Origin of the sequence: Streptomyces sp. DSM 40868 (genome assembly GCF_011820545.1) — a bacterium.
GTDB lineage: Bacteria > Actinomycetota > Actinomycetes > Streptomycetales > Streptomycetaceae > Streptomyces > Streptomyces eurythermus.
The window spans coordinates 3528174-3553337 of sequence record NZ_CP050504.1; the positions used below are offsets into that span (position 1 = coordinate 3528174).

26 protein-coding genes and 2 tRNA genes are annotated in these 25164 nt (G+C 74.2%); 8 read left to right on the forward strand and 20 right to left on the reverse strand.

Features of this window, described 5'->3' with window-relative positions; translation table 11 throughout:
* Positions 1-153 precede the first annotated feature (153 nt).
* Both HB370_RS15885 and HB370_RS15890 read left to right on the forward strand, forming a co-directional pair.
* Positions 154-906, forward strand: a complete 753-nt coding sequence (locus HB370_RS15885; RefSeq protein WP_030782558.1) for an IclR family transcriptional regulator C-terminal domain-containing protein — start codon at positions 154-156, stop codon at positions 904-906.
* Positions 907-1002: 96 nt separating this feature from the next.
* Positions 1003-1076: transfer RNA gene (locus HB370_RS15890), tRNA-Lys, on the forward strand.
* 46 nt (positions 1077-1122) lie between these two features.
* Here the strand turns inward: HB370_RS15890 and HB370_RS15895 are convergent.
* The 3 genes from HB370_RS15895 to HB370_RS42475 all read right to left on the reverse strand — a co-directional run bounded on the left by HB370_RS15895 (position 1123) and on the right by HB370_RS42475 (position 4108).
* Positions 1123-1728, reverse strand: coding sequence for a lytic polysaccharide monooxygenase (locus tag HB370_RS15895; RefSeq protein WP_030782561.1), 606 nt, complete (start codon positions 1726-1728; stop codon positions 1123-1125).
* 131 nt (positions 1729-1859) lie between these two features.
* Positions 1860-2993, reverse strand: coding sequence for an SPFH domain-containing protein (locus HB370_RS15900; RefSeq protein WP_030782564.1), 1134 nt, complete (start codon positions 2991-2993; stop codon positions 1860-1862).
* Between the two features lie 113 nt (positions 2994-3106).
* Positions 3107-4108: a peptidoglycan-binding protein gene (locus HB370_RS42475; protein WP_030782567.1), complete on the reverse strand. Its 1002-nt coding sequence runs from the start codon at positions 4106-4108 to the stop codon at positions 3107-3109.
* A gap of 186 nt (positions 4109-4294) precedes the next feature.
* On the opposite strand from HB370_RS42475, the gene HB370_RS15910 reads away from it, so the two are divergent.
* Together HB370_RS15910 and HB370_RS15915 are read left to right on the forward strand one after the other, a co-directional pair.
* Positions 4295-4368 (forward strand) — tRNA-Lys (locus HB370_RS15910).
* A gap of 226 nt (positions 4369-4594) precedes the next feature.
* Positions 4595-5284 (forward strand): FadR/GntR family transcriptional regulator, encoded by a 690-nt coding sequence (locus HB370_RS15915; protein ID WP_030782569.1) that lies wholly within the window; start codon positions 4595-4597, stop codon positions 5282-5284.
* A 4-nt stretch (positions 5285-5288) separates the two neighbouring features.
* Here HB370_RS15915 and HB370_RS15920 read toward each other — a convergent pair whose 3' ends face one another.
* The 13 genes from HB370_RS15920 to HB370_RS15980 form a co-directional block, all read right to left on the reverse strand.
* Complete coding sequence (locus tag HB370_RS15920) at positions 5289-5960, reverse strand: class F sortase (protein WP_030782572.1); 672 nt, start codon at positions 5958-5960, stop codon at positions 5289-5291.
* A gap of 6 nt (positions 5961-5966) precedes the next feature.
* Positions 5967-6533 carry a hypothetical protein gene (locus HB370_RS15925; RefSeq protein ID WP_030782574.1) on the reverse strand — a complete coding sequence of 189 codons (567 nt, stop codon included), beginning with the start codon at positions 6531-6533 and terminating at the stop codon, positions 5967-5969.
* Positions 6534-6671: 138 nt separating this feature from the next.
* Entirely contained in the window at positions 6672-7451 is a 780-nt protein-coding gene (locus HB370_RS15930; protein ID WP_030620307.1) for an HAD-IIA family hydrolase, read from the reverse strand.
* Positions 7452-7528: 77 nt separating this feature from the next.
* Positions 7529-9061 carry an alkaline phosphatase family protein gene (locus tag HB370_RS15935; RefSeq protein ID WP_208974401.1) on the reverse strand — a complete coding sequence of 511 codons (1533 nt, stop codon included), beginning with the start codon at positions 9059-9061 and terminating at the stop codon, positions 7529-7531.
* Positions 9062-9135: 74 nt separating this feature from the next.
* Complete coding sequence (locus HB370_RS15940; protein WP_030782591.1) at positions 9136-10188, reverse strand: 2-aminoethylphosphonate ABC transporter substrate-binding protein; 1053 nt, start codon at positions 10186-10188, stop codon at positions 9136-9138.
* Between the two features lie 46 nt (positions 10189-10234).
* Entirely contained in the window at positions 10235-11032 is a 798-nt protein-coding gene (locus HB370_RS15945) for an ABC transporter permease subunit (RefSeq protein ID WP_030782592.1), read from the reverse strand.
* Positions 11019-11888 (reverse strand): 2-aminoethylphosphonate ABC transporter permease subunit, encoded by an 870-nt coding sequence (locus HB370_RS15950; protein WP_078637519.1) that lies wholly within the window; start codon positions 11886-11888, stop codon positions 11019-11021. The genes HB370_RS15945 and HB370_RS15950 overlap by 14 nt, the downstream gene beginning before the upstream one ends.
* Positions 11881-12927: an ABC transporter ATP-binding protein gene (locus tag HB370_RS15955; RefSeq protein ID WP_030782596.1), complete on the reverse strand. Its 1047-nt coding sequence runs from the start codon at positions 12925-12927 to the stop codon at positions 11881-11883. The genes HB370_RS15950 and HB370_RS15955 overlap by 8 nt, the downstream gene beginning before the upstream one ends.
* Position 12928: 1 nt before the next feature.
* The gene (locus tag HB370_RS15960) at positions 12929-13645 is read right to left on the reverse strand and encodes an HAD family hydrolase (protein WP_208974519.1); all 717 of its coding nucleotides are present in this window, start codon (positions 13643-13645) and stop codon (positions 12929-12931) included.
* Positions 13646-13653: 8 nt separating this feature from the next.
* On the reverse strand, positions 13654-14778 hold the full coding sequence (locus HB370_RS15965) for a TIGR03364 family FAD-dependent oxidoreductase (RefSeq protein WP_030782599.1): 1125 nt from the start codon (positions 14776-14778) through the stop codon (positions 13654-13656).
* Positions 14779-14913: 135 nt separating this feature from the next.
* The gene (locus HB370_RS15970) at positions 14914-15669 is read right to left on the reverse strand and encodes a GntR family transcriptional regulator (protein ID WP_030782603.1); all 756 of its coding nucleotides are present in this window, start codon (positions 15667-15669) and stop codon (positions 14914-14916) included.
* Positions 15670-15738: 69 nt separating this feature from the next.
* A complete protein-coding gene (locus tag HB370_RS15975; protein ID WP_030782606.1) occupies positions 15739-16557 on the reverse strand; it encodes a hypothetical protein in 819 nt (272 codons plus the stop codon).
* 153 nt (positions 16558-16710) lie between these two features.
* Positions 16711-17874 carry an ROK family transcriptional regulator gene (locus HB370_RS15980; protein WP_030782608.1) on the reverse strand — a complete coding sequence of 388 codons (1164 nt, stop codon included), beginning with the start codon at positions 17872-17874 and terminating at the stop codon, positions 16711-16713.
* A 56-nt stretch (positions 17875-17930) separates the two neighbouring features.
* Between HB370_RS15980 and HB370_RS15985 the strand changes: the two genes are divergently transcribed.
* The 3 genes from HB370_RS15985 to HB370_RS15995 all read left to right on the forward strand — a co-directional run bounded on the left by HB370_RS15985 (position 17931) and on the right by HB370_RS15995 (position 20445).
* A complete protein-coding gene (locus HB370_RS15985) occupies positions 17931-19004 on the forward strand; it encodes a Gfo/Idh/MocA family oxidoreductase (protein ID WP_030782611.1) in 1074 nt (357 codons plus the stop codon).
* Positions 19004-19483: a heme-degrading domain-containing protein gene (locus HB370_RS15990; protein WP_030782614.1), complete on the forward strand. Its 480-nt coding sequence runs from the start codon at positions 19004-19006 to the stop codon at positions 19481-19483. Before HB370_RS15985 ends, HB370_RS15990 begins: the two co-directional genes overlap by 1 nt.
* Before the next feature lie 95 nt (positions 19484-19578).
* Entirely contained in the window at positions 19579-20445 is an 867-nt protein-coding gene (locus HB370_RS15995) for an LLM class F420-dependent oxidoreductase (RefSeq protein WP_030782617.1), read from the forward strand.
* Positions 20446-20542: 97 nt separating this feature from the next.
* Here the strand turns inward: HB370_RS15995 and HB370_RS16000 are convergent, their stop codons facing one another.
* The 4 genes from HB370_RS16000 to HB370_RS16015 form a co-directional block, all read right to left on the reverse strand.
* On the reverse strand, positions 20543-21400 hold the full coding sequence (locus tag HB370_RS16000) for a fumarylacetoacetate hydrolase family protein (protein ID WP_030782620.1): 858 nt from the start codon (positions 21398-21400) through the stop codon (positions 20543-20545).
* A gap of 138 nt (positions 21401-21538) precedes the next feature.
* Positions 21539-22249, reverse strand: coding sequence for a membrane protein insertase YidC (gene yidC / locus HB370_RS16005; protein WP_030782623.1), 711 nt, complete (start codon positions 22247-22249; stop codon positions 21539-21541).
* Positions 22250-22536: 287 nt separating this feature from the next.
* Entirely contained in the window at positions 22537-22863 is a 327-nt protein-coding gene (locus HB370_RS16010; RefSeq protein WP_030782626.1) for a DUF6412 domain-containing protein, read from the reverse strand.
* Positions 22864-22895: 32 nt separating this feature from the next.
* The gene (locus HB370_RS16015; protein ID WP_037701580.1) at positions 22896-23444 is read right to left on the reverse strand and encodes a helix-turn-helix domain-containing protein; all 549 of its coding nucleotides are present in this window, start codon (positions 23442-23444) and stop codon (positions 22896-22898) included.
* A 158-nt stretch (positions 23445-23602) separates the two neighbouring features.
* Here HB370_RS16015 and HB370_RS16020 point away from each other — a divergent pair, with 158 nt between their 5' ends.
* Positions 23603-25090: an MFS transporter gene (locus HB370_RS16020; protein ID WP_078637520.1), complete on the forward strand. Its 1488-nt coding sequence runs from the start codon at positions 23603-23605 to the stop codon at positions 25088-25090.
* Positions 25091-25164 lie beyond the last annotated feature (74 nt).

Below are 25164 nucleotides of genomic sequence, written 5' to 3' on the forward strand. Positions count from 1 at the left end.
GCCGGTACATGCCTTTGGCATATGCCAGCGGATCTCGCCGCCGGTGGGAGCGCGCACACGAACGGGCCTCTTCTCGCCGACACCCTCTTCCCGGGGGTGCCCGCGCGGCTATCGTGGACACGATCCGACCCGGATCGCGGCCGAGGGGGACCCATGAGTTTCAAGCCGACCGCCCCGTACCACTGCGCCCAGGAAGCCCTGCGGGTGCTGGAGACCGTCTCCGGCCACCCGTCCGGCGTCACCGCCGCCGAGCTGGCCCGCCGCACCGGCCTGGACCCCGGGCGGCTCACCGGCCTGCTGCGGATGCTGCGCCGCGAGGGCTACGTCCAGGAGATCGCCGACAGCGCGTACGTCACCGGCGAGACCCTGCGCAGGCTCGGCTCGGCGCACGACCGGGAGCGGGCCCTGCGCGACAACCTCCAGCAGAACCTGGACCGGCTGCGCGACTCGGTCGGCGCGGCCGTCTACCTCAGCCGGTACGTGGACGGCGAGGTCCGGGTCACCCAGTACGCCGCCGGGCCGGCCACCCCGGCGGTCAACGAGTGGGTGGACTTCCGCTGCTCCGCCCACGCCACGGCCGTCGGCAAGAGCCTGCTGACCCAGCTGGACGCGAACGCCCGCCGCGACCACCTGGCCCGGCACAAGATGGCCCGGCTCACCTCGCGCACGATCACCAGCGACAAGCTGCTGCTGTCCCGGCTGGAGGCCCAGCCGCCGTCGGCGCCGGTGCTCGACCTCCAGGAGTACGCGGTCGGCACGGTCTGCGCCGCCGTACCGGTCACCGCGGGCACCACGGTCGGCTGCCTCGCCCTGTCGCTGCCGGTGCGCGACGCCCACCGGCTGAAGCGGGCCGCGGACGCCCTGAACCGCAACGCGGCACCGGTCCTGCTCTCGCTGGCGATCTAGGTCCGCCGGGGTGGTCACGAGCACCCCTCCGGACCAGGTAGTATTTTCTTCGTCGCCGGCCGCGGGAAGGAAAAACCCGAGGCAGGCGGGAGTCATGCGCCGCTAGCTCAGTTGGTTAGAGCAGCTGACTCTTAATCAGCGGGTCCGGGGTTCGAGTCCCTGGCGGCGCACCTGAGAAGGGCCCCTCGCCTCGGCGAGGGGCCCTTCGGTCTGCGCTCAGAAGGTGACGTCCGAGCAGGCGTAGAACGCGTTGCCCGTGTCGGCGATCGTCCACACCGAGACGATGACGTGGTGCCCGCTCAGGCCGGACGGCAGGGTGCCGCTGTGGCTGAGCGTGGACGGCGGCTGCTGGCCGCCGTAGGGCACCGTCAGGAACGGCGTGAGGTTGAGGTCGGAGCGGGCGAGGTTGTGGGTCTGGTTCCAGCCCGGCTTGGTGATGTAGTACTTGAAGTCCGTCGTGGCGTGCCTGGCGGTGAACTGCCAGCGGAAGCTGTAGGACTGGCCGCCCGTCACCTTCGTGGTCGGCCAGGCCGCGCCGGACGGCGTCTTCGGCGCGCCGAGCTGGGCGAACTGCCCCAGCCCGGCGTTGCAGATCTGGCCGTCGGCGGGTCCGCCGGCCGGGAAGCCCTTGGGGCCCTCGACGCTCTGCGGCTCCCACTGGATCTGGCCGCAGTTGGTCACGGTGCCGTTCTGACAGAGCTTCTGCCTGCTGATGGGGAGATCGGTGTAGCCGTGGCCGCTGGCACCGCCGGTGGAGAGCGCGAACGCTCCGGCGGTCACCGCGCCCAGTACGACCGCGGACAACTTGGTCTTGGTGCGCATGCTGCCGCTCCTGGGGAACGTGGGGAGTTCTGGGAGTTCGGTGCGCCGTGCAGGTAGGTCTAGACCAAGTCTCAGATTATTGCCGTGAGTTGAACATGTCCATACCAACCGCGCAGAGGTTCGTCCCGCCGCTACACCGGCTCCCCGCGCCCCGAGCAGAACGCCACCGTCAGGTCCCGGACCAGCACCTTGCGGTCGTAGTCGTCCAGTTCGACCAGACCGCGCGTGGTCAGCCGGGTCACCGTGTCCTCCACCGAGTCCACCACCGAGCCGAGCAGGTTCGCCCGCTGCCGGGCGTCCAGCGCGGCGATCCGGCGCCGGTGCACCGCGGCGGCCACCTCGGGGGCGTACTCCACCCGGACCGGCTGCACCGAGAACACCTCCACCCCCACCGGCGCGGTCTCCTCGGCCACCAGCCGGGTCAGCGCGTCCCCGGCCGCCGTCGTCCCGCCCCGCGCGCCGCCCGCCGGCTCCACCGGCACCCTCGCCAGCGCCGCCTCCACACACGCGCGCAGATACGTCTCGTGGTCGTCGACGCCGAGCAGGGCCCGCGCGGTGTCCCGTACCCGCCACACCACCAGCACCACCACCCGCAGCGCCATCCCGTCCGGATCCACCGCCGGCATCGCCTCGCTGCGCCAGTGCCGCAGCCGCACATCCACCCGGCGGCGCGGCACCAGCGGATTCACCCACAGCAGCCCGGTGCGCCGGACCGTCCCCCGGTACCGCCCGAACAGCCCCAGCACCCAGGCCCGCCCGGCCCGCCCCCGGGCCAGCCCGCCGAACCCGGCCGCGCCCAGCAGCCCGGACCCGGCGTACGCGGCCAGGTGGGCCAGGCCGAGTCCGGAACCGGTGCCCGCCGGCAGCCCGAACGCCCGGCCCGTCGGCGGCAGCAGCCCCGCCCACCAGGTGGTGACCAGCGCCCCGGTGAGCCCGCAGGCCCCCGCGAACAGCCCGGCCGCCCCGGGCAGCACCCGCGCCGGGCGCTCCGCCAGCTCCGGGTCTGTCTCCGGCAGCGGCCGGCGGCGCACCGGCACCGGGCGGCCGGGCCGGGGCCGCTCACCGGTGTCCTGCCGACGGCCCACCAGCGCCGGTGCGAGCGGCACCCGCACCGGGTCGGGACCGTCCCGGAAGAGCAGGTGGACGGGGATCTCGGTGGTCGCCTCGTTCTGGATCAGCCGGGCCGGCCGGACACCGGTACCGGGGGCGGCACCGTCCGACTGCCCCTCGGACTCGGGCGGCGTGTGGGATGTGGTCGTACTCATGCGTGCTCCAGCCTCCGCGCCAGACGCGTCATGAACAGGGGGTGGACGAGAGAACGTGCCCGGTCCGGGAACGGGGAAGGCGGTCCGGGAAGGGGCGGGGAAGAAGAGGGGGCCTAGGCGAACAGGCGGCGCCAGGTCTCCGGCCCCGGGTGACCGTCCGCGGCGCCGCCCCGCCAGCCCTGGGACCGCTGGAACGCCTCGACGGCCCTGCGGTCCGCCTCGCCCCAGCGCGGGCCGGGGTCGTCGGCGTAGAACCGGCCGTACCCCTTGTCCACCAGCCGGGCGCGGAGCCGGGCGACGTGGTCGTTGGCCGCGCCGGGCCGGAAGAACGCCGCGCCCGGATAGGGCACCGCCGTCTTCGCGCCGCCGGCCGCCCGGGCGCCGGCCGCGCCCTGGGGCAGGCCCTTGTAGCGGTAGGGGACGTACTTGTCGGAGTTGCTCCAGTAGGCGTAGGGGGTGGTCTGGCGGCGGGCGTGCGGGGGTGTCTGCTCGTAGGCCGTGTACGAGGTGTGCTTGTCGTCCGTCCAGCCGCCGAAGATCACTACGTGGGAGCCCTTCTCGGGGTTGTCGGGGTTGTGGAACAGCAGGATGTCCCCCTGCTCCAGCTCCGCCTTGGTGATCTTCACGCCGAACTGGCCGAGGCTGCCGGTCCACTCGTTGTTCGGCAGGCCCCAGGCCATGGAGACGTAGCCCGAGCAGTCCTGCCGGTAGCCGTCGGACCAGAAGGCCGTCATGCTGTACGGCACCTTGGCGTCCACCCAGGTCTTGGCGCGCTTGATGATGTCGGCGCGGGTGGTGGCCGGGATCGGTTCGGCGGGGGTCTTCTCGGGGCCGTCCGGTCTGCCGTACAGCGGGGCCCAGGGGCCCTGCGGGGTGGCGAACTCCTCGTCGCCGGGCAGTGCCGCGCGGTACGGGGCCTGGCCGGGGGCGGCGACGGCGACGGCCGGGGGCAGCGCGCCGAGGGCGGCGGAGGCGGCGGCCACGACCACGGCGGCGCGAGCCGCGGGGCGGGCGAGGCCGGGGTGCGGGCGGGGGGAGCTGTGCCGGGAGAGTCGGCAACCGGGGCAGAGGCAGTCGCTCGCGGGGTCGACTTCCTCGAACATCGGAGCGGTCATGCGATCTGCCTCACATTCTCTGGGATGTGTCCGCGAGTGCGCACGTCGATCAGTTTCCCAACCGCCTTGAAAACGCGCATTCTGACGGTCCGAATGATGTACGCGGGGCCTCCACCCGGGGTACGGGCCACCGAAAAGCGGTCCGGAGCACTCTCAAACCTCAGGTAGAGTTTTCTCCGTCAGCAGGCGCCGCTAGCTCAGTTGGTTAGAGCAGCTGACTCTTAATCAGCGGGTCCGGGGTTCGAGTCCCTGGCGGCGCACGATGACGATGGCGAGCCACATCCGCAAAACGCGCGGATCTGGCTCGCCATCTCTGTTTCCGCGCGGCTTCGCCGCGCGCGGTGGGGGCTTCGCCACCCACACCCCCGGCCACGGTGGCCGACGCCTGAGAACGTGCCCGAGCCCCTGCTCGGCCGGAAAAGCCCCTCGCCTCGGCGGGGGGCTTTTCGTCTGCCCGGGGTGCGGACGGGCGGTTACGCTCTGGCCATGGCAGCCCGGGACCTTCAGGAGCGGATCAAGAAGCTGATCGTGGACCGGCGGCTGCCCTCGGGTGCCCCGCTGCCCACCGAGCCGGAGCTGATGCGGCTGCTCGGGGCGAGCCGGAACTCGGTGCGGGAGGCCCTGAAGGCGCTCCAGGCGATGGGCATCGTGGAGATCCGGCACGGCTTCGGGACGTACGTCGGCTCCATGTCGTTCGCGCCGATGATCGAGGGGCTGGCCTTCCGGACCGTGGCCGGCCACTACCGGGGCGAGGACTCGCTGCTCCAGCTGCTGGAGCTGCGCGAGGCCGTGGAGACGGGGCTGGTGTCCCGGCTGGCCGGACGGCTGGAGGAGGCCGACCTGGCCGAGCTGGACGCGCTCGTGGACCGGATGGAACGGGAGGCCGCCGAGGGCACCGGGCTCGCCGAGACCGACCGCGCCTTTCACGCCACGCTGTACCGGGGCCTGGACAACGTGCTGCTCGGCGAGGTGCTGGAAGCGTTCTGGGACGCCTTCCACCGGGTGCGGCGCGATCTGGCGGCGGCGCCGCAGGACCCCCGGGTCACCTGCCGCCAGCACCGGGAGATCGTGGACGCGGTGCGCTCCGGGGACTCGCTGCGGGCCGAGCGCGCCATAAGGGACCACTTCGGCAACCTGCGCACCCGCCTGTCCCAGGCGCCGACGGCCACCCCCTGACCGCTCACCCGGACACGCCCGTCAGGTACGAGGAGACGACCACGTTCGCCGTGTAGCTGCCGTCGGCCCGGTCGAAGGAACCCCCGCAGGTGATCAGGCGCAGCTCGGCGCGGCCGGGCCGGCGGGGGCCGTATGCCTGGTGGGCGTCGAAGCCGTCGCGGGGCAGGACACGGATGTCGTCCACGGTGAACTCGGCGACCTTGCCGTCCGCGCGGACCACCCGCACGGTGTGGCCCGGCTTGAGGGTGCTGAGCCGGTAGAAGACGGCCGGCCGGGTCGTGGTGTCGACATGGCCCACCAGCAGGGCCGCCCCGGCCGCGCCGGGCTTCGGGCCGGCGCCGTACCAGCCGACCACGCCCGGCTGGTCGTAGGGCGGCGGGTCGATCGCGCCCCGGGCGTCCAGGCCGCGGGTCACCACCGGGGCCGTCACGCCCAGGGCGGGGATGTCGACGCGCTGGGGCACCGCGTCGGACAGCGGCCGGGCCGCGCCGGGCAGCCGGGCGGGGTCGCCGGCGCGGCCCGCGGCGAACACGTCGCCCGTGGCGGCGCCGTCCGCCTCGCGGGTCACGCCGGTCACCCCGCGTCCCCACAGCCACAGTCCGCACAGCAGCAGCGCCCAGGTCAGGGCGGTGACCAGCCGCCCGGTGCCGCCGCCGTGCCCCTGCTCACCGGACACGGGCGGTCAGCGGGGGGAGCGGGTGGAGCGGGCGCGGCGGGCGCGCAGTCCGACGGCGAGCGCGGCGAGGCCGGCCAGCGCCAGGCCTGTCACCGCCTGGCCGGTGTCGGGGCCGGAGCCACTGGTGGCGACGGTGGCGAAGTGCGCGGTGCCGCCGCCGCCCGCCGGGACCGGGGCGATCGGGGAGGCGGCGGCGGTGGCCGGGGCGATGGGCGCGGCGGGGCCGGCGCCGTCCGGCCCGCCGACGGTGAGGCTGCCGGTGATCACCCGGTCGCCGCAGACGGCCTTCACCGTGTAGGCGCCCGGCTCCAGGTCGGAGCGGACCCGGGTCTCGCCGGTCAGGGCGCCCCCGCCGCCGGTCAGGCGGGCGTCGGAGACGAAGGCGGCCGAGGCGGCACTGCCCTGCCCGCCCGCGCAGCCCTCGGTGCGCACGGTGAGATCGGCGCCGGGCGCCGGGGAGGCGGGGGTCACGGCGACCGAGCCGGCGCCGTCCGCCGCGTGGGCCGCGGGGGCGGCCGCGGTGAACGCGGCGGCGAGGATTGCGGTACAGACAGTGAGGCGTAGTGAGCCCATCGTGAACCTCCAGTTATCTGGAGGCTCCCCCGCACCGGGCGCCTCCGCATCCTCGGGAGGCGCCCTGCTGCTCCGAACGGGTGAGACGGGGTTTCGCCCGGGCGGAACCCGCTGCCGGAACCGCCCCGACCGCGTCGCTCAGACCAGGTCGACCAGGTCCGCGATGGAGTCGACGACCTGGGACGGGCGGAACGGGTAGCGGTCGATGTCGGTGGGCTGGGTGACGCCGGTCATCACCAGGAAGGTGCGCATCCCGGCCTCCAGGCCCGCGAGGACGTCGGTGTCCATCCGGTCCCCGATCATCGCCGAGGTCTCGGAGTGCGCGCCGACCGCGTTCAGCCCGGCCCGCATCATCAGCGGGTTGGGCTTGCCCACGAAGTACGGCTTCTTGCCGGTGGCGGCGGTGATCAGCGCGGCGACCGAGCCGGTGGCGGGCAGGTCGCCCTCGGTGGAGGGGCCGACGTTGTCGGGGTTGGTGGCGATGAACCGGGCGCCGTTGTTGATCAGCCGGACGGCCTTGGTCAGCGCCTCGAAGGAGTAGGTGCGGGTCTCGCCGAGGATCACGAAGTCGGGCTCGTGGTCGGTGAGGATGTATCCGATGTCGTGCAGGGCGGTGGTCAGGCCCGCCTCGCCGATGACGTAGGCGCTGCCGCCGGGCCGCTGGTCGTTCAGGAACTGGGCGGTGGCCAGCGCCGAGGTCCAGATGTTCTCCACCGGCACGTCCAGGCCCATCCGGCGCAGCCGGGCGTGCAGATCGCGGGCGGTGTAGATGGAGTTGTTGGTGAGCACCAGGAAGGGCCGGCCGGACTCGCGCAGCTTCTTCAGGAAGGCGTCGGCCCCGGGAATGGGCACGCCCTCGTGGATCAGGACGCCGTCCATGTCGGTGAGCCACGACTCGATGGGCTTGCGGTCTGCCATGTGCTGCGTCTCCTGGCCTGCGTGCGAACGGAAAACGGGGGCGCCGGAACCACGGCGTACCGACGCCCCCAGCCTAGTCAGGACATGCCGATCCGGACCCCGTCGATCACCCAGTACCAGTTGTTGCCGCCGGTGTAACGGAACCGGACCCGGGCGGTGGCGGCGCCCGCCGGGACCTGGAGGGTGACGGTCTCGGTGCGCGAGGGCACGTCGGCGGTGTACGTCCGCACCGTCACCGGCGTTCCGCCGTCGTAGGAGACGAGCACCTCGCCCTTCTGCGGGGACTCGTGCCGGTAGTAGGTGGTGTACGTCAGCACGGCCGTGCCGCCGCCGGTGACCGGGTAGGCGGGGCTGACCAGGGTGGAGTCGAAGGTGCCGGTGAAGGACTTGTCGGTCCACTCGTCGCCGTCGGCGACCGCGAAGACGTTCCGGGCGCGGATGTTGGACTCGCGGTTCTGGTCGCGCTGGGCCTGGGTCCAGAACTCGTCGGTGGTGAAGGACCAGCCGCGCCACTCGGTGACCCCGCCGCCGCCCATCGCCGAGTTGTCGACGGACCAGCCGGGCGGCGGGGTGTGGGTGAAGCCCACGAGGGCCGCCGGGATGCCGGTCTCGTCCACGCGGGTCGCGAGCGAGCCGCGCAGGGCGTCGAAGTCGTCCGGGGCGGGCTGCTGGACGGGCCGGCCGTCCAGACCCCACGCGGGGTCGAGGGGGATGCCGAGGTGGGCGAGGGCGGAGGCGGCGACGTCCGGCATCTTCACGTCGTGGCGCACCGATCCGGGCGCGAGCGCCGAGCCGGTCGCGATGAGGAACGTCTGCCGCTCCTGGAGGGTGGAGCCGCCGTGGCCGCCGGCGTCGGTGTGGCCGTGGTCGGCGGTGACCATGATCAGCCAGTCCTCGGCGGCGTACGTCGGCCGGGCCCTCACCGCGGCCACGATCTGCCCCACCTGGGCGTCGGCGCCGTGGATGGCGTCCAGGTACTGGCGGGAGGCGGCGCCATAGGTGTGGCCGGCGTGGTCGATGTTGTCCAGGTGGACGAAGACCGCGTCCGGGTTCCCGTCCCGCAGCCGGGCTACCGCGCGGGAGGTGGTGCCGGTGTCGTACTCGGCGCTCGGGGTGGAGACGCGGGTGTCGACCCTCGCGGAGAACACGGTGTCGGTGAGCGGCGTCCAGGAGGCGACGGCGTACGTGGACAGGGCGGGGTTCGCGGTCTCGGCGCGGGTGAGGAAGTCCGGGTACTGGGTGAACCGGGCGCCGGTGAAGGCGTTGTCCTTCACGTTGTGCTTGTCGGGCCAGACACCGGTGAGGATCGTCGACCAGCCGGGGCCGGACATGGTCGGGGCGAGCGGGTTGGCGTAGATGCTGCTGGGCGCGGTGAGCCCGGCCGCCATCAGGGCGTCCAGGTTCGGCGCGTCGGCGTCCTTGATCCGGCTGAGCAGGGCACCGTCCAGGCCGATGACCAGCACCTTCGGGGTGCGGGCCGCGGCCCGGGCGGCGGCCGTGAACGACCCGGCGCCGGCGGCCGCGGCGGCGGTGGACAGGAGGAGGGAGCGGCGGGAGAGGTGGGGCACGGGTTCCTCCGGAGGAAGAGGGGCGGACGTGCGTACGGGCATGGCGACGCCCCCGGTGGTTCCAGGGGCGTGGGGTCTCGCGGTGCGGGGCTGTGTACGGCCGCGCGGCGGAGAGATCAACTGCCGGTCGCGGACTTCCAGTCCTCGACGTAGGCGCTGAGGTTCTTCTCGATGTCGTTCCAGTCGGGTTCGAAGATCTCGACGCCGTCCATCAGCCGGGTCAGCGCGACCGCGTTGGCGTCGGTGGCCTTGATGTCCTGGCGGGCGGTGAAGCCGCCGCCGATCGCGCTGACCTCCTGCTGTTGCTTGCGGGCGAGCATGAAGTCGAGCAGCTTCTTGCCGTTGGCGCTGTGCGGGGCCTTGGTGACCAGGCCGGCCGCGTACGGCAGGGCGAACGTGGTGGGCCTGCCGTCGGTGCCGGCCGGGAACCAGATGCCGAGGTCGGGCATGGTCTTGGTCTGGGCGTGGTTCATCTGCACATCGCCGTTGGCGACGAGGAGTTCGCCCTTGTCCACCTTGGGGGCGAGCTTGCCGGTGGAGGCGGACGGGCCGACGTTGTTGGCCTGGAGCCTCTTCAGGTAGGCGAGGGCCCGCTCCTTGCCGCCGAAGTCGTGGAACGCCTTGATCAGTACGGCCGTTCCGTCGCCGGCAACGCCCGGGGTGGAGTACTGGATCTTGTTCTTGTAGCGGGCATCGAGCAGTTCGTCCCAGGTCTTCGGGGGCTGCTTCAGCTCCTTCTTGTTGTAGACGAACCCGAAGTAGTTGGTGACGACCGACGTCCAGGTGGAGTCGGCGGCCTTGTCGCCGCCCGCGACCTGGTCGGCGCCGGCCGGGGCGTACTTCTGCAGCAGGCCCTTGCCGGCGGCCTGCTGGATGAACGGCGGCAGGGTGACCAGCACGTCGGCCTGCGGGTTGCTCCGCTCGCGGACGGCGCGCTGCACCATCTCGCCGGAGCCGCCCTCGACGTACTTCACCTTGATGCCGGTCTGCTTCTGGAAGTCCTTGAACACCTGGTCGTACCAGCCGTCGCCGTTCTCGCCCTTGAGGCCGTCGGCGCTGTAGACGGTGACGACCTTGGCGTCGGAGGCGGCGGAGGAGCCGCAGGCGGACAGCGCGGGCGCCGCGAGCAGGGCGAGGGCCACGGCGAGCGGGACGCGGTTTCTGGGCATGGCGCAGCGGTCTCCTGGCGAGGTGACGGGGTGATCCGGGGAGGGTTCAGCGGTAGGAGGCCCGGGTGCGGACCCGGGAGACGGCGAACAGGACGAGCAGGGTCGCGGCCATCAGGACCACGGCGACGGCGGACCCGGTGAACAGGGCGCCCCGGTCGGTGGCCGCGTAGACCAGCACGGGCAGCGGGGTCCAGTCCGGCGGGTAGAGCATCATCGTGGCGCTCAGCTCGCCCATGGACAGGGCGAAGCACAGGCCGGCGGCGGCGGTCAGCGAGGGCAGCAGCAGCGGCAGCCGCACCCGGAACAGGATGTAGGCGGGGCGGGCGCCGAGGGAGGCGGCGGCCTGTTCGTAGGCCGGGTCCAGGCGGGTCAGGGCGGCCGACACCGACTGGTGGGCGAAGGCGGTGACCAGCACGGTGTGGGCGGTGATCACGATCCACCGGGTGCCGTTGAGCAGCAGCGGCGGCTGGGAGAACGCCACCAGCACCGCGAGGCCCACCACCACCGACGGCACGGCGACCGGCAGCACGAACAGGGCGTCCAGCACCCGGCGGTGGCGCTTGTTCAGGGCGGCCCCGGCCAGCGCGGCCCAGGTGCCGGCGGTCAGCGCGAGCAGGCTGGCGGCGACCGCCGTGACCAGGCTGGTGGTGAGCGCCTGGAGGGCCTCGCCGCGGGTGGCGGAGCGGTAGTGGTCCAGCGTGGGGCCGGAGGGCAGGGCGCCGGACCAGTGGGTGGCGAAGGAGGCGCCCAGGATGACCAGCAACGGCAGCGCGAACAGCGGCAGGAACAGGACGAGGAACACCGCCCACACGGCCCACCTGGCCTTGCGGCTATGCACCAGCACGACGGCTCACCACCCGGTACAGGCCGTACAGGCCCACGGAGATCAGGACGTTGACGACGGCGACCGCGCAGGCGCCCGGGTAGTCGGACTCCAGGATCGCCTTGCCGTAGACGAGCATCGGCAGGGTGGTGACCCCCTTCGCGCCGGTGAACAGCACGATCCCGAACTCGTTCAGGCACAGCACCAGGACCAGGCTGCCGCCGGCCGCGAGCGCGGGCAGCGCCTCGGGCAGGATCACCTGCCGGACGATGCGGGGCGCCCGCGCCCCGAGCGAACCGGCCGCCTCCAGCTGGGCGGTGTCGAGCTGCGCGAACGCGGCGAGCAGCGGACGCATCACGAACGGCGTGAAGTAGGTGACCTCCGCCAGCAGCACGCCCCAGGGCGTGGTGAGGAACTGGAAGGAGCCGACGACGCCCGTGCCGCCGTAGAGGAACAGCAGCGCCAGCGTGATCAGGAAGGACGGGAAGGACAGGTACACGTCGATGAACCGGGCCACCGCCCTCGCCCCGGGGAACGGCACGAACGCGATGACCAGCGCCAGCAGGAACCCCAGGACCAGACAGCCGGCGGTGGCGGCCAGCGCCAGCCACACGGTGGTCCACAGCGCGTGCCGGAACGCCTCCGAGGCGAAGACGTCGGCGTACGGCTGGAGCGAGGTGCCTCCGGTGTCGGGTCGCAGGGACTGGCGGACGACGAGGGCGAGGGGGTAGAGGAAGAAGAGGGCGAGCGCGACCACTGGAGGAAGGGCCCAGGCAAGCGCCCCGAAGGGGCGCGGGCCCGTCTTCGATTTGCGGCTGCCGCCGCGTGGGCGCGCCCGGCCACGGACCACCTGCGGATTCTCGACAACCTCAGCCATGGCTGACTCCCGCGGGCAGCAGCACCCCGTCGTCGGGTGCGAAGTGCAGGTCCACGGTGTCCCCGAGGGCCGGCGGAGCCTTCAGCTCCCGTACGTCCGCCATCACCGTGTGCCCGTCGACCTCGACGTACAGCCGGTGCGTGGCGCCGCGCCACTGGATCTCCCGTACGGTGCCCGGGAGCCGGTTGGGTCCCTCGCCCAGCCCGACCAGGTGCGGCCGTACGCAGAGCGTGGCGCGGGCGCCCACGGCGGCCCCGGCCGTGTCGAGCTTCAGCTCGGTGCCCGCGAGGGACACCCCGCCGGCCGTCACGGTCACCGGGACCAGGTTCGCGCCGCCCACGAAGGACGCGGTGAAGGCGTCGGCGGGCGCCCGGTACAGCTCCCTCGGCGTGCCGCACGCCCGCAGCCGGGCGGAGTCCATCACCGCGATCCGGTCGGCCAGGGTCAGCGCCTCGACCTGGTCGTGGGTGACGTACAGCATCGACACGTCGGGCAGCTCCCGGTGCAGCCGGGCCAGTTCGGCGAGCATGCCGGAGCGCAGCCGGGCGTCCAGCGCGGACAGCGGCTCGTCCAGGAGGAGCACCCGGGGCCGGATGGCGAGGGCGCGGGCGATCGCGACGCGCTGCTGCTGCCCGCCGGACAGCTCGCGCGGGTGGCGGCGGGCGTAGCCGGCCATGCCGGTCAGTTCCAGCGCCTCGGCGACCCGCTGTCGTATCTCGCCCTTGGGGGTGCGGCGGGCCTTGAGCCCGAACGCCACGTTCTCGTCCACGCGCAGGTGCGGGAAGAGGGCGTAGCTCTGTACGACCATGCCGATGCCGCGCCGGTACGGCGGGAGGTCCGTCACGTCCTCGCCGCCGAGGTACACCCGCCCGGACGCGGGCCGCACGAACCCGGCGACCGCCCGCAGCGCGGTGGTCTTGCCGGATCCGGACGGCCCGAGGAGCGCCATGACCTCGCCGGGCTCGACGGTCAGGTCGAGGGAGTCGAGGACGACGTTGCCGTCATAGGCGACCGTGACGGAGTCGAAGCGGATGCCCATGTCAGCGGTCCCCGGCGAGCAGGCCGGGCAGGCCGGCGACGGAGTCGAGGACATGGGTGGCACCGGCGGCGGTGAACTCGGCGTCGCCGTGCGCGCCGGTGCGCACGCCGGCGACCAGCCCGGCCCCGGCGCGTACGCCGCTGAGCACGTCGTACGACGTGTCGCCGGCCACCGCGATCTGCCGTACGTCGTCGGCCGCCTTGGTGCGGACGAACGCCTCCAGCACCATGTCCGGGTACGGCCGCCCGCGCCCGCCGGCGTCGGCCGGGCACAGGGTGAGCGGCACCAGGCCGCGCCAGCCGAGGGCGTCCAGGACGGCGTCCTGGGTGACGCGGGCGAAGCCGGTGGTGAGGACGACGGTGCGGCCGGCCCCGGTGAGTTCCTCGATGGCCTCGCGGGCGCCGGGGACCGGCGCGATCAGGCCCTGGTCGACCAGTTCGCCGTACGCCTTCTCGAAGGCGGTGTTGGCGCGCCGGGCGCGGTCCTCGTCGCCGAAGAGGTGGCGGAAGACGGAGATCTTGGACTCGCCCATGGTGGCGCGGACGTAGGCCAGGTGCTCGGCGTGCTCGGCGGAGCCGGGCTCGACGCCCAGCTCGGCGGCCGCGGCGACGAAGGCACGCTCGACCAGGCCGCCGTCGGCGACGGTGGTGCCGGCCATGTCGAGGACGACGAGGCGGATGCCGGAGCCGGCCGGGGTGTTCGGGGTGACGGGGGTCATGGGGATGTTCACCAGCCCAGTTCGTTCGCGGTGGTCTCGGCTATCGCGGGGGCGCAGGTCATGCCGCGCCCGCCGGGCCCGGTGACCAGCCACACCCCCTCGTGCACCTGCTGGCGGTGGACGACCTTGCCGGGGTCGGTGCACTGCGCGTACACGCCCGCCCAGCGGTGCCGCACGCGCGGCAGCGGCCGGCCGAGGAGGGACTCCACGACGCCGGTGAGGTGCTCGTAGGGCTCCTCGACGGTGTCGAAGGCGAAGGGGTGCTCGTACTCGTGGGTGTCGCCGATGGTCAGGCCGCCGTCGGCGCGCTGCACCATGAGCAGCTGCATCTTGTGCGCGGCGGCGGTGTCCGGCTGCGGCTGACGCGCGTTCAGCTCGTCCAGGGCCTTCGAGGCGTACGCCGGGTAGTAGCGGAAGCTGTCGGCGTCGGCGACGGAGGTGGTCAGCGGCTCGCCGAGCGGGTCGGTCTGCATCATCTGGAGGCGGACGCGGCGCACCGGGAGGTCCGGGCCGGCCAGTTCGCGGACGAGTCCGCCGAGCCAGGCGCCGGTGCACAGCACGACGGCGTCGGCGTGGTGGGTGTCCCCGTGGTCGTCGCGGACGGTCCCGGCGCCGGTCACGTCGCGCACCTCCCGGCCCGGCAGGAAGGTGTAGTTGGGGGACTTCAGCAGCTCCGCGCGCAGAGCGAGCTGCGCGGTACGGGGCTCCACGGCCGCGTCCCGCTCGCAGTACAGGGCGGCGGTGAAGTCGCCGCGCAGGGCGGGGTTCAGGGCGCGGGCCTCGCCGGGGGTGAGCAGCTTGTAGCCGCGGGCGGCGGCGTCCGCGCGGGCCACGGCCGCCTCGGCGACGGCGAGTTCGAGCGGGCCGCGGACCGGGGTGAGGGAGCCGTTGGGGCGGAAGCCCAGCGCCGGCACCCGGCCGCCGATCCCCTCCCACAGCTCCCGCGCCCGCAGGGCGGCTTCCAGCTCTTCTCCACCCGCGCGGCCGCTGACCCAGATCTGCCCGAAGTTGCGCAGCGAGGCGCCGCGCGCCTCGGCCTCGCGCTCGATCTGGACGACCTGGTGGCCGCGTTCCACTGCGTGCCAGGCGTGCATGGTGCCCACCACGCCTGCTCCGACGACTGTGACTCTCACGGCGGCAACGCTCCTCGTGATTCGGGAACCGGAGACATCCGGCTGACAACGAGAGCGTGAACGACCCATCACGTTTGGGCTAGACCCGTTATCTTTTTGTGATGCAGGGGTGGTGTGCGGGGCGGACGGGGTTCCTCAGCCCTGGAGGTGGGTGGTGAAGGAGAAGCGGTCGCCCCGGTACAGCGACCGCACCCGCTCCAGCGGGCGGCCCCCGGTGTCCCGGGAGATCCGGTGGATCAGCAGCATGGGCAGGGCGGGCGGGGTGCCGATGAGGAGCGCCTCGCGGGGGGTGGCGAGGACGGTCTCGATCCGCTCGTCGGCGTCGCCGAAGGAGATGCCCTGGGCGGCGAGATAGCCGTAGAAGGAGGAGTCCGGGTCGAAGTCCGTGTCCAGCCGGGGCACCCGCGCCACGGCGACGTAGGTGCTCTCCAGGCCCACCCGCTCGTCGTCGGCGAGCAGCACGCGCTCCAGGTGCCAGACGGGTTCGCCGCGGCCGATCCCGGTCTCGGCGGCGAGCGGCTCCGGGCACGGGAACCGGTCGAGGGTGACGAGGCTGCGGCCGGGTGTGCGCCCCTGCCGGCGTACGCCCTCGGTGTAGCTGGCCAGGGACAGCGGCTGGGCCAGCTTGGGTCCGGCGACCACCGTGCCCCGGCCCCGGCGCCGCAGCCGGCCCTCCAGCACCAGGTCCCGCACGGCCTGCCGGACGGTCTCGCGGGCCACGTCGTACCGCTCGGCGAGATCCCGCTCGGTGGGGATGACGCCGCCCTCCCCCAGCTCCTCCAGCAGCGCGGCGATCCGCGCCTTCACCGCGTAGTACTTGGGGATGCGCCCGTGCTCGGGGATGCCGGAGCGGACGGGGGCGCCGGGGGCCTGGTCGTTGGGGTAGTCCACGGGGGGATCGTCGCAGACGGGGTCGGTGACGGAGGGGGTGGGGAGGGGGCGCGGGCGCGGGGCGGGCGGTCAGCGGCGGCGGGCGCGGACCAGGAGGAAGGCGACGGTGGCGGCCGCGAGCAGGGCGAGCAGGGGGACGAGGGCGGTCGTGAGCGGCGTGCGGGCGGCCTGGGGTGCGGCCCGGGGGACTCGGGAAGGGGCCGGGGCGGGGGTGCCCGGCGGGTGCGGGACGCGGGCCTCCCGCGCCTCCCGTACGGGGTCGGTGCCCTCCGCTCCCTCGCCGGTGTCGCCGTCCCCGTCCTCGGTGACCGAGAAGCGGTAGGCGCCGGACTCCCCGACCCAGTCCCCGTCCTGGCCCTGCCGCTGTACGACGGCCGCGTTCGCGGTGACCCGGCCGGGAACGGCGTCGGGGGCGAGCGAGAGCCGGACCCGTACGGCGACGGTCCGGCCGGGCGGCACGGTGAACCCGGCGAACCCGGCGCCCTCCAGCACGCCGACCAGTTCCTGGGCGTCGGTGGCCTCGAAGGCGACGCGGTGGGCGCGGGGGCCGTCGTAGAAGTCCAGGCGGGGGTGGTCCGGCCGCAGCGCGCGTTCGCCGCCGACGAGGACCACGACCGGGTGGATGCCGGCGCAGGTCCGGTCGGTGGTGTTGGTGAGGTCGATGTACCAGGTGCGGGGCCTGCCGCCGGCCTCGTAGGACGCGGGGCCGCCGCGGATGCGGGTGGCCAGCGGGAACGTGCGGGCGTCGGCGGCGGTGCAGGAGGAGGGGGGCGCGGGGGCGGTACGGGCGTGGGCGGCGGAGGGCGGGGTGGGGAGGACGACGGTGGCGGCGGCGGCCGCGGCCGCGGTGAGGCGGAGGAACAGGGGCGTGCGCAGTCGCATGAACACATGACCCTGCCGGGTGGGGCGGGGGTGACGGCGCCGCCATGCCGGGGGCGGGGGGAGGTCCCCTCTACCAGCGGACAACGGGCACCGGCCGGTCGTCAGGCGCGGGTCCGTCGTGGCCGGTCGCGCAGTTCCCCGCGCCCCCATGGGGCGCTCTCAGGCGTCCCCCCGGCCGAACAGGGGTGCCAGGAGCAGTTGGGCGGCTCCTTCGGAGACCAGGTGTCCGGCTCGTGGGGCGATGCGTACCGGGACGTCCTCGTTCGCTCCCTCGCGTCGGGCGCGTGCGGCCAGTACCTCGGCGACCCCCCGTGCGTACACGTCCGGCGCGTCGGCGACCGTGCGTCCGCCGAGCAGCACTCCGTCGATGTCCAGCAGCCCGACCAGGTTCCCGGCCGCCACTCCGAGCACCCGTGCCGCCTCCGCGAGCTCGCCCCGGGCCGCCGCGCCGAGGCACAGGGCCTCCACGCAGCCCCGGTTCCCGCACTCGCACGGCGGTCCGTCCAGCTGGATCACCTGGTGGCCGAACTCCCCCGCCCCGGTGCGCGCCCCGCGGTGCACTCCGCCGTCGATCACCAGCCCGGCGCCGAGCCCCGTACCGAGGTGCAGATACGCGAACGACCGGCCCACCACCTCCGGCGCGCCGCCGACGGCCAGCCCGAGGGCCGCCGCGTTGGTGTCCTTGTCGACCACCACCGGCACCCCCAGCCGCCGCGCGAGCGCGTCCCGCAGCGGAAAGCCGTCCCACTCGGGGAACCCGGTGACCCGGTGGAGCACCCCGCGCGCGTGGTCCAGGGGGCCGGGCAGCGCCACCCCCGCCCCGACCAGCGAACCGACCCCGGCGAGGTCCTCGCCGCCCGCACCGGGCAGGCCCCGCACGACGTCGCGTACCGCCGCGCACACCGCCCCGAGCACGGCCTCCGCCCCGGCCCCCAGGTCCAGTTCCGCGCGCCGCTCGGCCACCACGGCCCCGTCCAGTTCGACGAGCACGGCGCGCAGTTCGTCGCGGTCGAGATGCACCCCGACGGCATGCCCCGCCTCCGGTACCAGCCGCAGCACGGTCCGCGGCTTGCCCCCGGTCGACGCCCGCCGCCCGGCCTCCGTGGCGAACCCCTCCGCCCGCAGCCGCGCGGTGATCTTGCTGACGGCCTGCGGGGTCAGCCCGGTGCGCTCGGCCAGCTCCAGCCGGCTGATGCCCTCGGCCCCGGCGTCCCGCAGCAGCCCCAGCACCAGTGCCGTGTTGTGGCTGCGCACCAGCCCGAGGTTCGCCCCCGCCACGCCCTTGTCCCCCGTCGTCCCCGCCCTCGGCTCGCTTCTCTTCACGCCCCCATTGTCCCCTCCGCTTGCACTTTCGCAACAGCGTTGCCAAAGTGGGACGCATGACTGCAACCCCCCTCCGCGTCGGCCTGATCGGCTACGGTCTCGCCGGCTCGGTCTTCCACGCCCCGCTGATCGCCGCCACCGAGGGCCTCGCCCTGGACACCGTGGTCACCTCCAGCCCGGAACGGCAGAAGCAGGCCCGCGCCGAGTTCCCGGACGTCCGGCTCGCCGCCACCGCCGAGGAGCTGTTCGACCGGGCGGACGAGCTGGACCTCGTCGTCGTGGCCTCCCCGAACAAGACGCACGTACCGCTCGCCACCACCGCGCTCCGGGCGGGGCTGCCGGTGGTCGTGGACAAGCCGGTCGCCGGCACCGCGGCCGAGGCCCGGACCCTGGCCGCCCTCGCCGAGGAGCGCGGTCTGCTGCTGTCGGTCTTCCAGAACCGCCGCTGGGACAACGACTTCCTCACCCTGCGCACGCTGCTGGCGGACGGCGCGCTCGGCGACACCTGGCGCTTCGAGTCCCGTTTCGAACGCTGGCGCCCCCAGCCGAAGGGCGGCTGGCGCGAGTCCGGCGACCCCGCCGAGATCGGAGGTCTGCTCTACGACCTCGGCAGCCACGTCGTCGACCAGGCCCTGGTCCTCTTCGGCCCGGCCACCGAGGTCTACGCCGAGACCGACATCCGCCGCCCCGGCGCCGAGACCGACGACGACACCTTCATCGCGCTCACCCACGCGAGCGGCGTCCGCTCCCACCTCTACGTCTCGGCGACGGCCGCCCAGCTCGGCCCCCGCTTCCGGGTGCTGGGCTCCCGCGCGGGCTACGTCAAGTACGGCCTGGACCCGCAGGAGGCGGCCCTGCGCGAGGGCGGCCGGCCCGGCACCACCGCCGGCTGGGGCACCGAGGACGAGTCCCTGTGGGGCCGCATCGGCTCCGGGGAGTCCCCGCTGACCGGCGCCGGCACCCCCGTACCGACCCTGCCGGGCGACTACCCGGCCTACTACGCGGCCGTCGCCGACGCCCTGCGCGGCACCGGGCCCAACCCGGTGACCGCCCTGGAGGCCGCCGCCGCGCTCGACGTCCTGGAGGCGGCCCGCCGGTCCGCCCGCGAGAAGGTGACGGTGACCCTGTGATGCCCGAGGACACCCCGACCGTCGAGGAGCTGGAGGAGCAGCAGCGGCGCCTGGTCTTCCGTCGGTTCACCCACGAGGACGCCTGGGCGCTCGGGTGCCTTCTGGTCGAGCGGGCCCGGGAGCGCCGGGCGCCGGTCGCCATCGACATCCACCGGGCCGGCCAGCAGCTCTTCCACGCCGCCCTGCCGGGCTCCGCCCCGGACAACGACGCCTGGATCGCCCGCAAGCGCCGGGTGGTGGAGCGCTACGGCGCCCCGTCCTACCTGGTCGGCGCCCGCTTCCGCGCCAAGGGCAGGACCTTCGAGGAGTCCTCCCGCCTGGACCCGGACACCTACGCGGCGCACGGCGGCTCCTTCCCCGTCACGGTGGAGGGCGCCGGCGTGATCGGCGCGGTGACCGTCTCCGGCCTGCCCCAGATCGAGGACCACCGGTTCGTGGTGGAGACGCTGGAGGAGTTCCTCGGCCGTTCGGCCGACTGAGGGAACGGCGGGAATCAACCCGGGTCACCCTCCGGTTGGCACAACGGAAAGCCTGACGATCATGGCACTGTCCACCACCGGAGGGATCACATCCGATGACCACCGCACTGAAGGAGAGCGTCGGCCGGTACGGCGTCTGGAGCTTCGAACTGCGCTCCGAGGACCCGGCCCGGCGCGGCGAGCTGGAGGAGGCCGCGGCCGAACTCGAGGAACTCGGGTACGGCGCGATCTGGCTGGGCGGCAACAGCACCGCGGACCACGCGGCCCCGCTCATCGGCGCCACGCGCGGTGTCGTCGTCGGCACCAGCATCCAGAGCGTCTGGCAGCAGGACGCCGCCACCACGGCGGCCGGCTTCGCCGAGCTGGAGACCGCCAACCCCGGCCGGTTCGCGCTGGGCCTCGGGGTGAGCCACGGCCCGCTGGTGAAGGACTACAGCCGCCCGTACGCGGCCATGGTCGAGTACCTGGACGAGCTGGACCGGGCGGGCGTGCCCGCCGAGCGGCGGGTGCTGGCCGCGCTGGGCCCCCGGATGCTGGAGCTGTCCCGGGACCGCGCGGCCGGCGCGATCCCGTACCTGACCACGCCCGAACACACCGAGCGGGCCCGGGAGATCCTGGGCGCGGAGCCGCTGCTGGCCCCCGAGCTGAAGGTGGTCCTGGAGACCGACCCGGCCCGCGCCCGGGAGACGGCCCGCGCCTACCTGGCCCGCTATCTCGAACTGCCCAACTACACCAACAACTTCCTCCGGCTGGGCTTCACGGAGGACGACGTCGCCGGCGGCGGCAGCGACCGCCTCATCGACGCGGTCTTCGCCTGGGGCGACGAGGCCCGGATCCGCGAGCGCGTCACCGCCTTCCACGAGGCGGGCGCGGACCACGTCGCCCTCCAGGTGGTCACGGCGAACATCGGCGAGACCCTCCCGAGGAAGGAGTGGCGCGACCTCGCCGCCCTCCTGGGCTAGCGGGTCCGGGCCGCGGGGCACCGGGCACGGGGAATCGTGCGACCGGCCCGGACGCCGCCGCGGTTCCCGGCGCTCCCCGGTTCTCCCGGCGGAGCCGCTACGCGTCCTTCAGCTCCTGCCGCTGCCGGCCGAGCCCCGCGATCTCCAGCTCCACGACGTCCCCGGCGCGCAGGTACGGCTTGGGCTCGGGCGCGCCCATCGCGACCCCGGCCGGCGTGCCCGTGTTGATGACGTCGCCGGGGTACAGGGTCATGAACCGGCTCACGTAGCGCACGACCTCGCCCACGGGGAAGATCTGCTCGGCCGTCGTGCCGTCCTGCTTCAGCTCGCCGTTCACCCACAACCTCAGCGACAGGTCCTGCGGGTCGGCGATCTCGTCGGCCGTCACCAGCCACGGGCCCAGGGGATTGAACGTCTCGCAGTTCTTGCCCTTGTCCCAGGTCCCGCCCCGCTCGATCTGGAACTCCCGCTCGGAGACGTCGTGCGCCACCGCGTATCCGGCGACGTGCGCGAGGCCCTCCTCCGCCGAGTCCAGGTAGCGGGCCGTACGGCCGATGACGACCGCGAGTTCGACCTCCCAGTCCGTCTTCGCCGAGCCGCGCGGCACCAGCACGGTGTCGTTCGGCCCGACCACCGTGTCCGGCGCCTTGAGGAAGACGACCGGCTCGGCGGGCGGCTCGGCGCCCGTCTCGCGGGCGTGGTCGTGGTAGTTCAGCCCGATGCACACGACCTTCCCGATGCGGCCGAGCGGCGGGCCGATCCGCAGCCCGGTGGCGTCCAGCGCGGGCAGTTCGCCGGAGCCGGCCGCCGCGCGGATCCGGCGGAGCGCCTCCTCGTCGGCCAGGAGCGCGCCGTCGATGTCGTCCACGAGACCTGACAGGTCCCGGAGGGTCCCCTCGGCGTCGAGCAGTGCGGGGCGCTCGGCCCCGGCCGTACCGACTCGCAGCAGCTTCATGGTCACCTTCTCCCTCGATCGCGGGCGCCCCGCCGATGGGTGCAGCCATCGAAAGGGCTGGCTGATCCTCCAATTCCCCTGTCCACTCCGCAAGACCCTGTTCAGGTACTGGACCGTAACCGGGACGCCCGGTACCGCTCAGCGGTACAGCAGGGACTGCTCCGCCGCGCTCCACGCCGTACTGGTGACGATGTACAGCGCGGCCGCCAGCGGGACGAACGCCACCGAGACCAGGGTGAAGAAGGACAGGAACGGGGTCACCCGGGTGACCGCGGCGAGGCCCGGCACCTGGTCGCCGCCGACGGCCGGGGCGGGCTGTGCGGCCATCGTCCGCCGGGCGCGCCGGAAGTTGACGGTGGCGACGGCCGCGACGAGGGCGAACAGGCCGAGGTAGACCAGCCCGGCCGGGCCGAACACCCCGCCGTCGGCGAGCGCGTCGGCCCAGCGTCCGCCGAGCGGCGCCGCGAACAGCCGGTGGTCCAGCAGGGAGTTGCTCTCGCCGCCGATCGTGGTGCTGGAGAAGAGGTGGTAGAGGAGGAAGAAGGCGGGCAGCTGGAGCAGGCCGGGCAGGCAGCCGGAGAGCGGTGAGACCTTCTCCTGGGCGTGCAGTTCGAGCACCGCCCGCTGGAACCGCTCGGGGTCGCGGGCGTGCCGGGCGCGCAGCGCGTCGATCTTCGGCTGGAGCGCGGCGCGGGCACGCCGGCCGCGGGCGGCGGCCCGGGACAGCGGGTGGACGAGGAGCCGTACCAGCGCGGTGAACAGGACGATCGCGGCGGCCGCCGCGGAGGCGTGGAAGAGCGGGGTCAGCAGGTCGGCGAGGTGCTCGACCAGACGGGCGAAGACGGACATGGGTGAGCCCTCCGGGGGTCTCGTCGTGCCGGAAGCGGCCGGGGAATCAGGGATTCGGCCGGAATCAGGGATTCAGCGGGGAATCGGTGATCCGGCGGGGAATCAGGGGATTCGGCGGGGAACCGGCAGGACGAGCCGCGCGCGGGATCAGCCGTCGGCGGATACGCGGACGTGCGGCCCTACGGCCTCACGGGTGCGCGGACGTACGGGTACGCGGATGCGCGGCCTCAGGGCTACGCGGGCGCGTGGACGTACGGGTGCGCTGGGCGTGGCTACGCGGACGTGCCCTACGCGGCGGTCGTCGCCGGTCCGGCGCGTCCGGGGGCCCGGGGCCGTCGTCGGCCGGGTGCGTCGGGGTCGCGCTGGGGCAGGAAGGCCGTACGGCGGGCCCGGTCGCGGATGGCCGTGCGCACGCGGGTCGGGGGTACGACGGGCACGCGCCGCGCGGCCAGCAGGACGCAGGCGGCGAGCATCGCGGCGACGGTCGCGGTCGCGGCGAGGGCGACGGCGGTGGTGAGACCGCCGCTGCCGAGGAGGGCGGTCTGGAGCAGCAACACCTGCGCCAGGAACAGCAGGAACGCGAGGGGACGCGGGACGACCGCACTGCCGCGCACCCCAACTCCCCTCTCTCCGCTTCGTACTGCCCTCAGTCTGCCAGACCCGCCGGTTCGGTCTCCAGGGGCTCCAGCAGCCGTTTCGGCCGCAACAGCGCCCTGCTGACCGGGTCCTTGGGCGCGGTGTCCAGTTCCGGCCCCGGCACCATGACGACGTCGGCGACCGGCACGGCGGTTCCGCAGTCGGCACACGTTCCGTACGGCCCGACCTCCCCGCCGCAGTCGGCGTGCCGGAAGGACCGCAGCCGGCCGGCGTCGGCGTGCTCGCGCCCCCACTGGCTCAGGGCGCGCAGCGCGGGCCACAGGGCCGTGCCGCGCTCGGTGACGACGTACTCGTCCCGCGGCGGCGTCTCCTGGTACCGGCGCTTTTCGAGGATGCCCTGCTCGGTGAGCGTGCGCAGCCGGTCGGAGAGGACGGCGCGCGGGATGCCGAGGTGGACGAGGAAGTCGTTGTAGCGCCGGACGCCGTAGATCGCGTCGCGGACCACGAGCAGCGTCCAGCGCTCGCCGACGACCTCCAGCGCGCGGGCGATGGAGCACTCCTGCGACGCGTAGTCCTTGCCCAGTGCCATGCCGTCCACTGTAACCGCGCAGGGCGAAACGGGTTCAGTGAACGAACCGACAGTGCTACGGTGACGGCGACCGAGGTCGATTCAATGACCGAACCGACACGCACGGGCTCCGCCGGGCCGGACCGGACCGGCCGCCGGCCACCGGCCCCGGAAGGACACGACCGACCATGCCCCGGCCCGACTCCGCGACCACCCCCGGCGCCTCGCCTGGGGACTCCCCCGCCACCCCACCGGACGACTCCCCCGGCGCCCCCGGCACCCCACCGGGCAACTCCCCCGACACCCCCGGCTCCCCGGGAAACTCCCCCGCCGCACCCGGGGAAGCGCCCGCACGCCCCCGCGCCACCCTGGCCCTGACCAGCGCCGCGACCGCCGTGGCCCTCATGTCGTACACCGCCCCGATGGTCACGCTGCCGGACACCGCGCGCGATCTCGGCACCCCGCTGTCCGCCCAGGCCTGGCTGCTGAACGGCACCCCGCTCGGCCTCGCCGCCCTGCTGCTGGTGGCCGGCAGCCTCGCCGACGACCACGGCCGCCGCCGGATCTTCCTGGCCGGCACCCTGGGCCTCGGCCTCACCACCGCCCTCGCCGCGGTGACCACGTCGACCTGGCAGTTCACCCTGGCCCGGGTCGCCCAGGGCGCGGCCAGCGCGGCCCTGCTCGCCAGCGCGCTCGGCCTGATCGTGCACGCCTTCCCCAGCCCGCGCGGCCGGCTGCACGCCACCGGGGTGTGGGGCGCGTTCGTCAGCGGCGGCATCGCCGTGGGCCCGCTGCTCGCGGGCGCGCTGCCCGACTGGCGGCTCGCCTACGGCCTGCTGGGCGCCGCCGCGCTGGTGGTGGCCGCGCTCGGCGCCCGGGGCCTCACCGAGTCACGCGCCCCGCGCGGCGGCCGGCCGGACGTGCTCGGCGCGCTCACCTTCGGCGTGGCGCTCGCCGCCCTGGTCGCGGCCCTCACCCTGGGCCGGGACGGCTGGCTGCGCGCCCCGGTCGGCCTGCTGCTCGCGGCGGCCGTGCTGCTCGTCGCCGCCTTCGCCGCGGTGGAGCGCCGCGCCGCCACCCCGATGATCGACCTCGGGCTGCTGCGCCGGCCCCGCTTCCTGGCCTCCTCCGCGGGCGGCCTGTTCACCGGTCTCGCCGTGATCGGCGTGTTCAGCTATCTGCCGGCGCTGCTCCAGCAGGCCCTGCGCCTGTCACCCCTGGCCACCGCCTGGCTGTTCCTGCTCTGGGCCGGGCTGAGCTTCGCCGTCGCCCTCCAGGTCAGGCATCTGGCCGGCCGCCTCGCCCCGCGCACCCAGCTCGCCCTCGGCTTCACCCTGCACGCGGTCGCCGTGCTGACGATGCTCGGTGCCGTCGGCGCCGGCTCCTGGCCCCGGCTGCTGCCCGGCCTGATCGTCGGCGGGGTCGGCAGCGGGCTGCTCAACGGCGCGCTGCCGCTGCTCGCCGTGGAGTCGGTGCCGCGCGAGCGGGCCGCGATGGGCTCCGGCGCCCAGCAGACCTTCCGCTACATCGGCTCCTGCGCGGGCGTGGCCCTGACCATCGCCCTCGCCACGTCGGCCGGCGACCTGGCCCGGGGCGCCGACCTCGCCCTGCTGGTGTCGGCGGGGCTGGCGGTGGCGGGCGCGGTGGGCGTGCTGGTGTCGCGGGAGGTCGCGTGAGGCCCGCCCGGGATGTTCACCTGGGCCGCACGGACAGCAGCTTCGCCCACACCCCCAGCGCGGTAGCGGGAGGT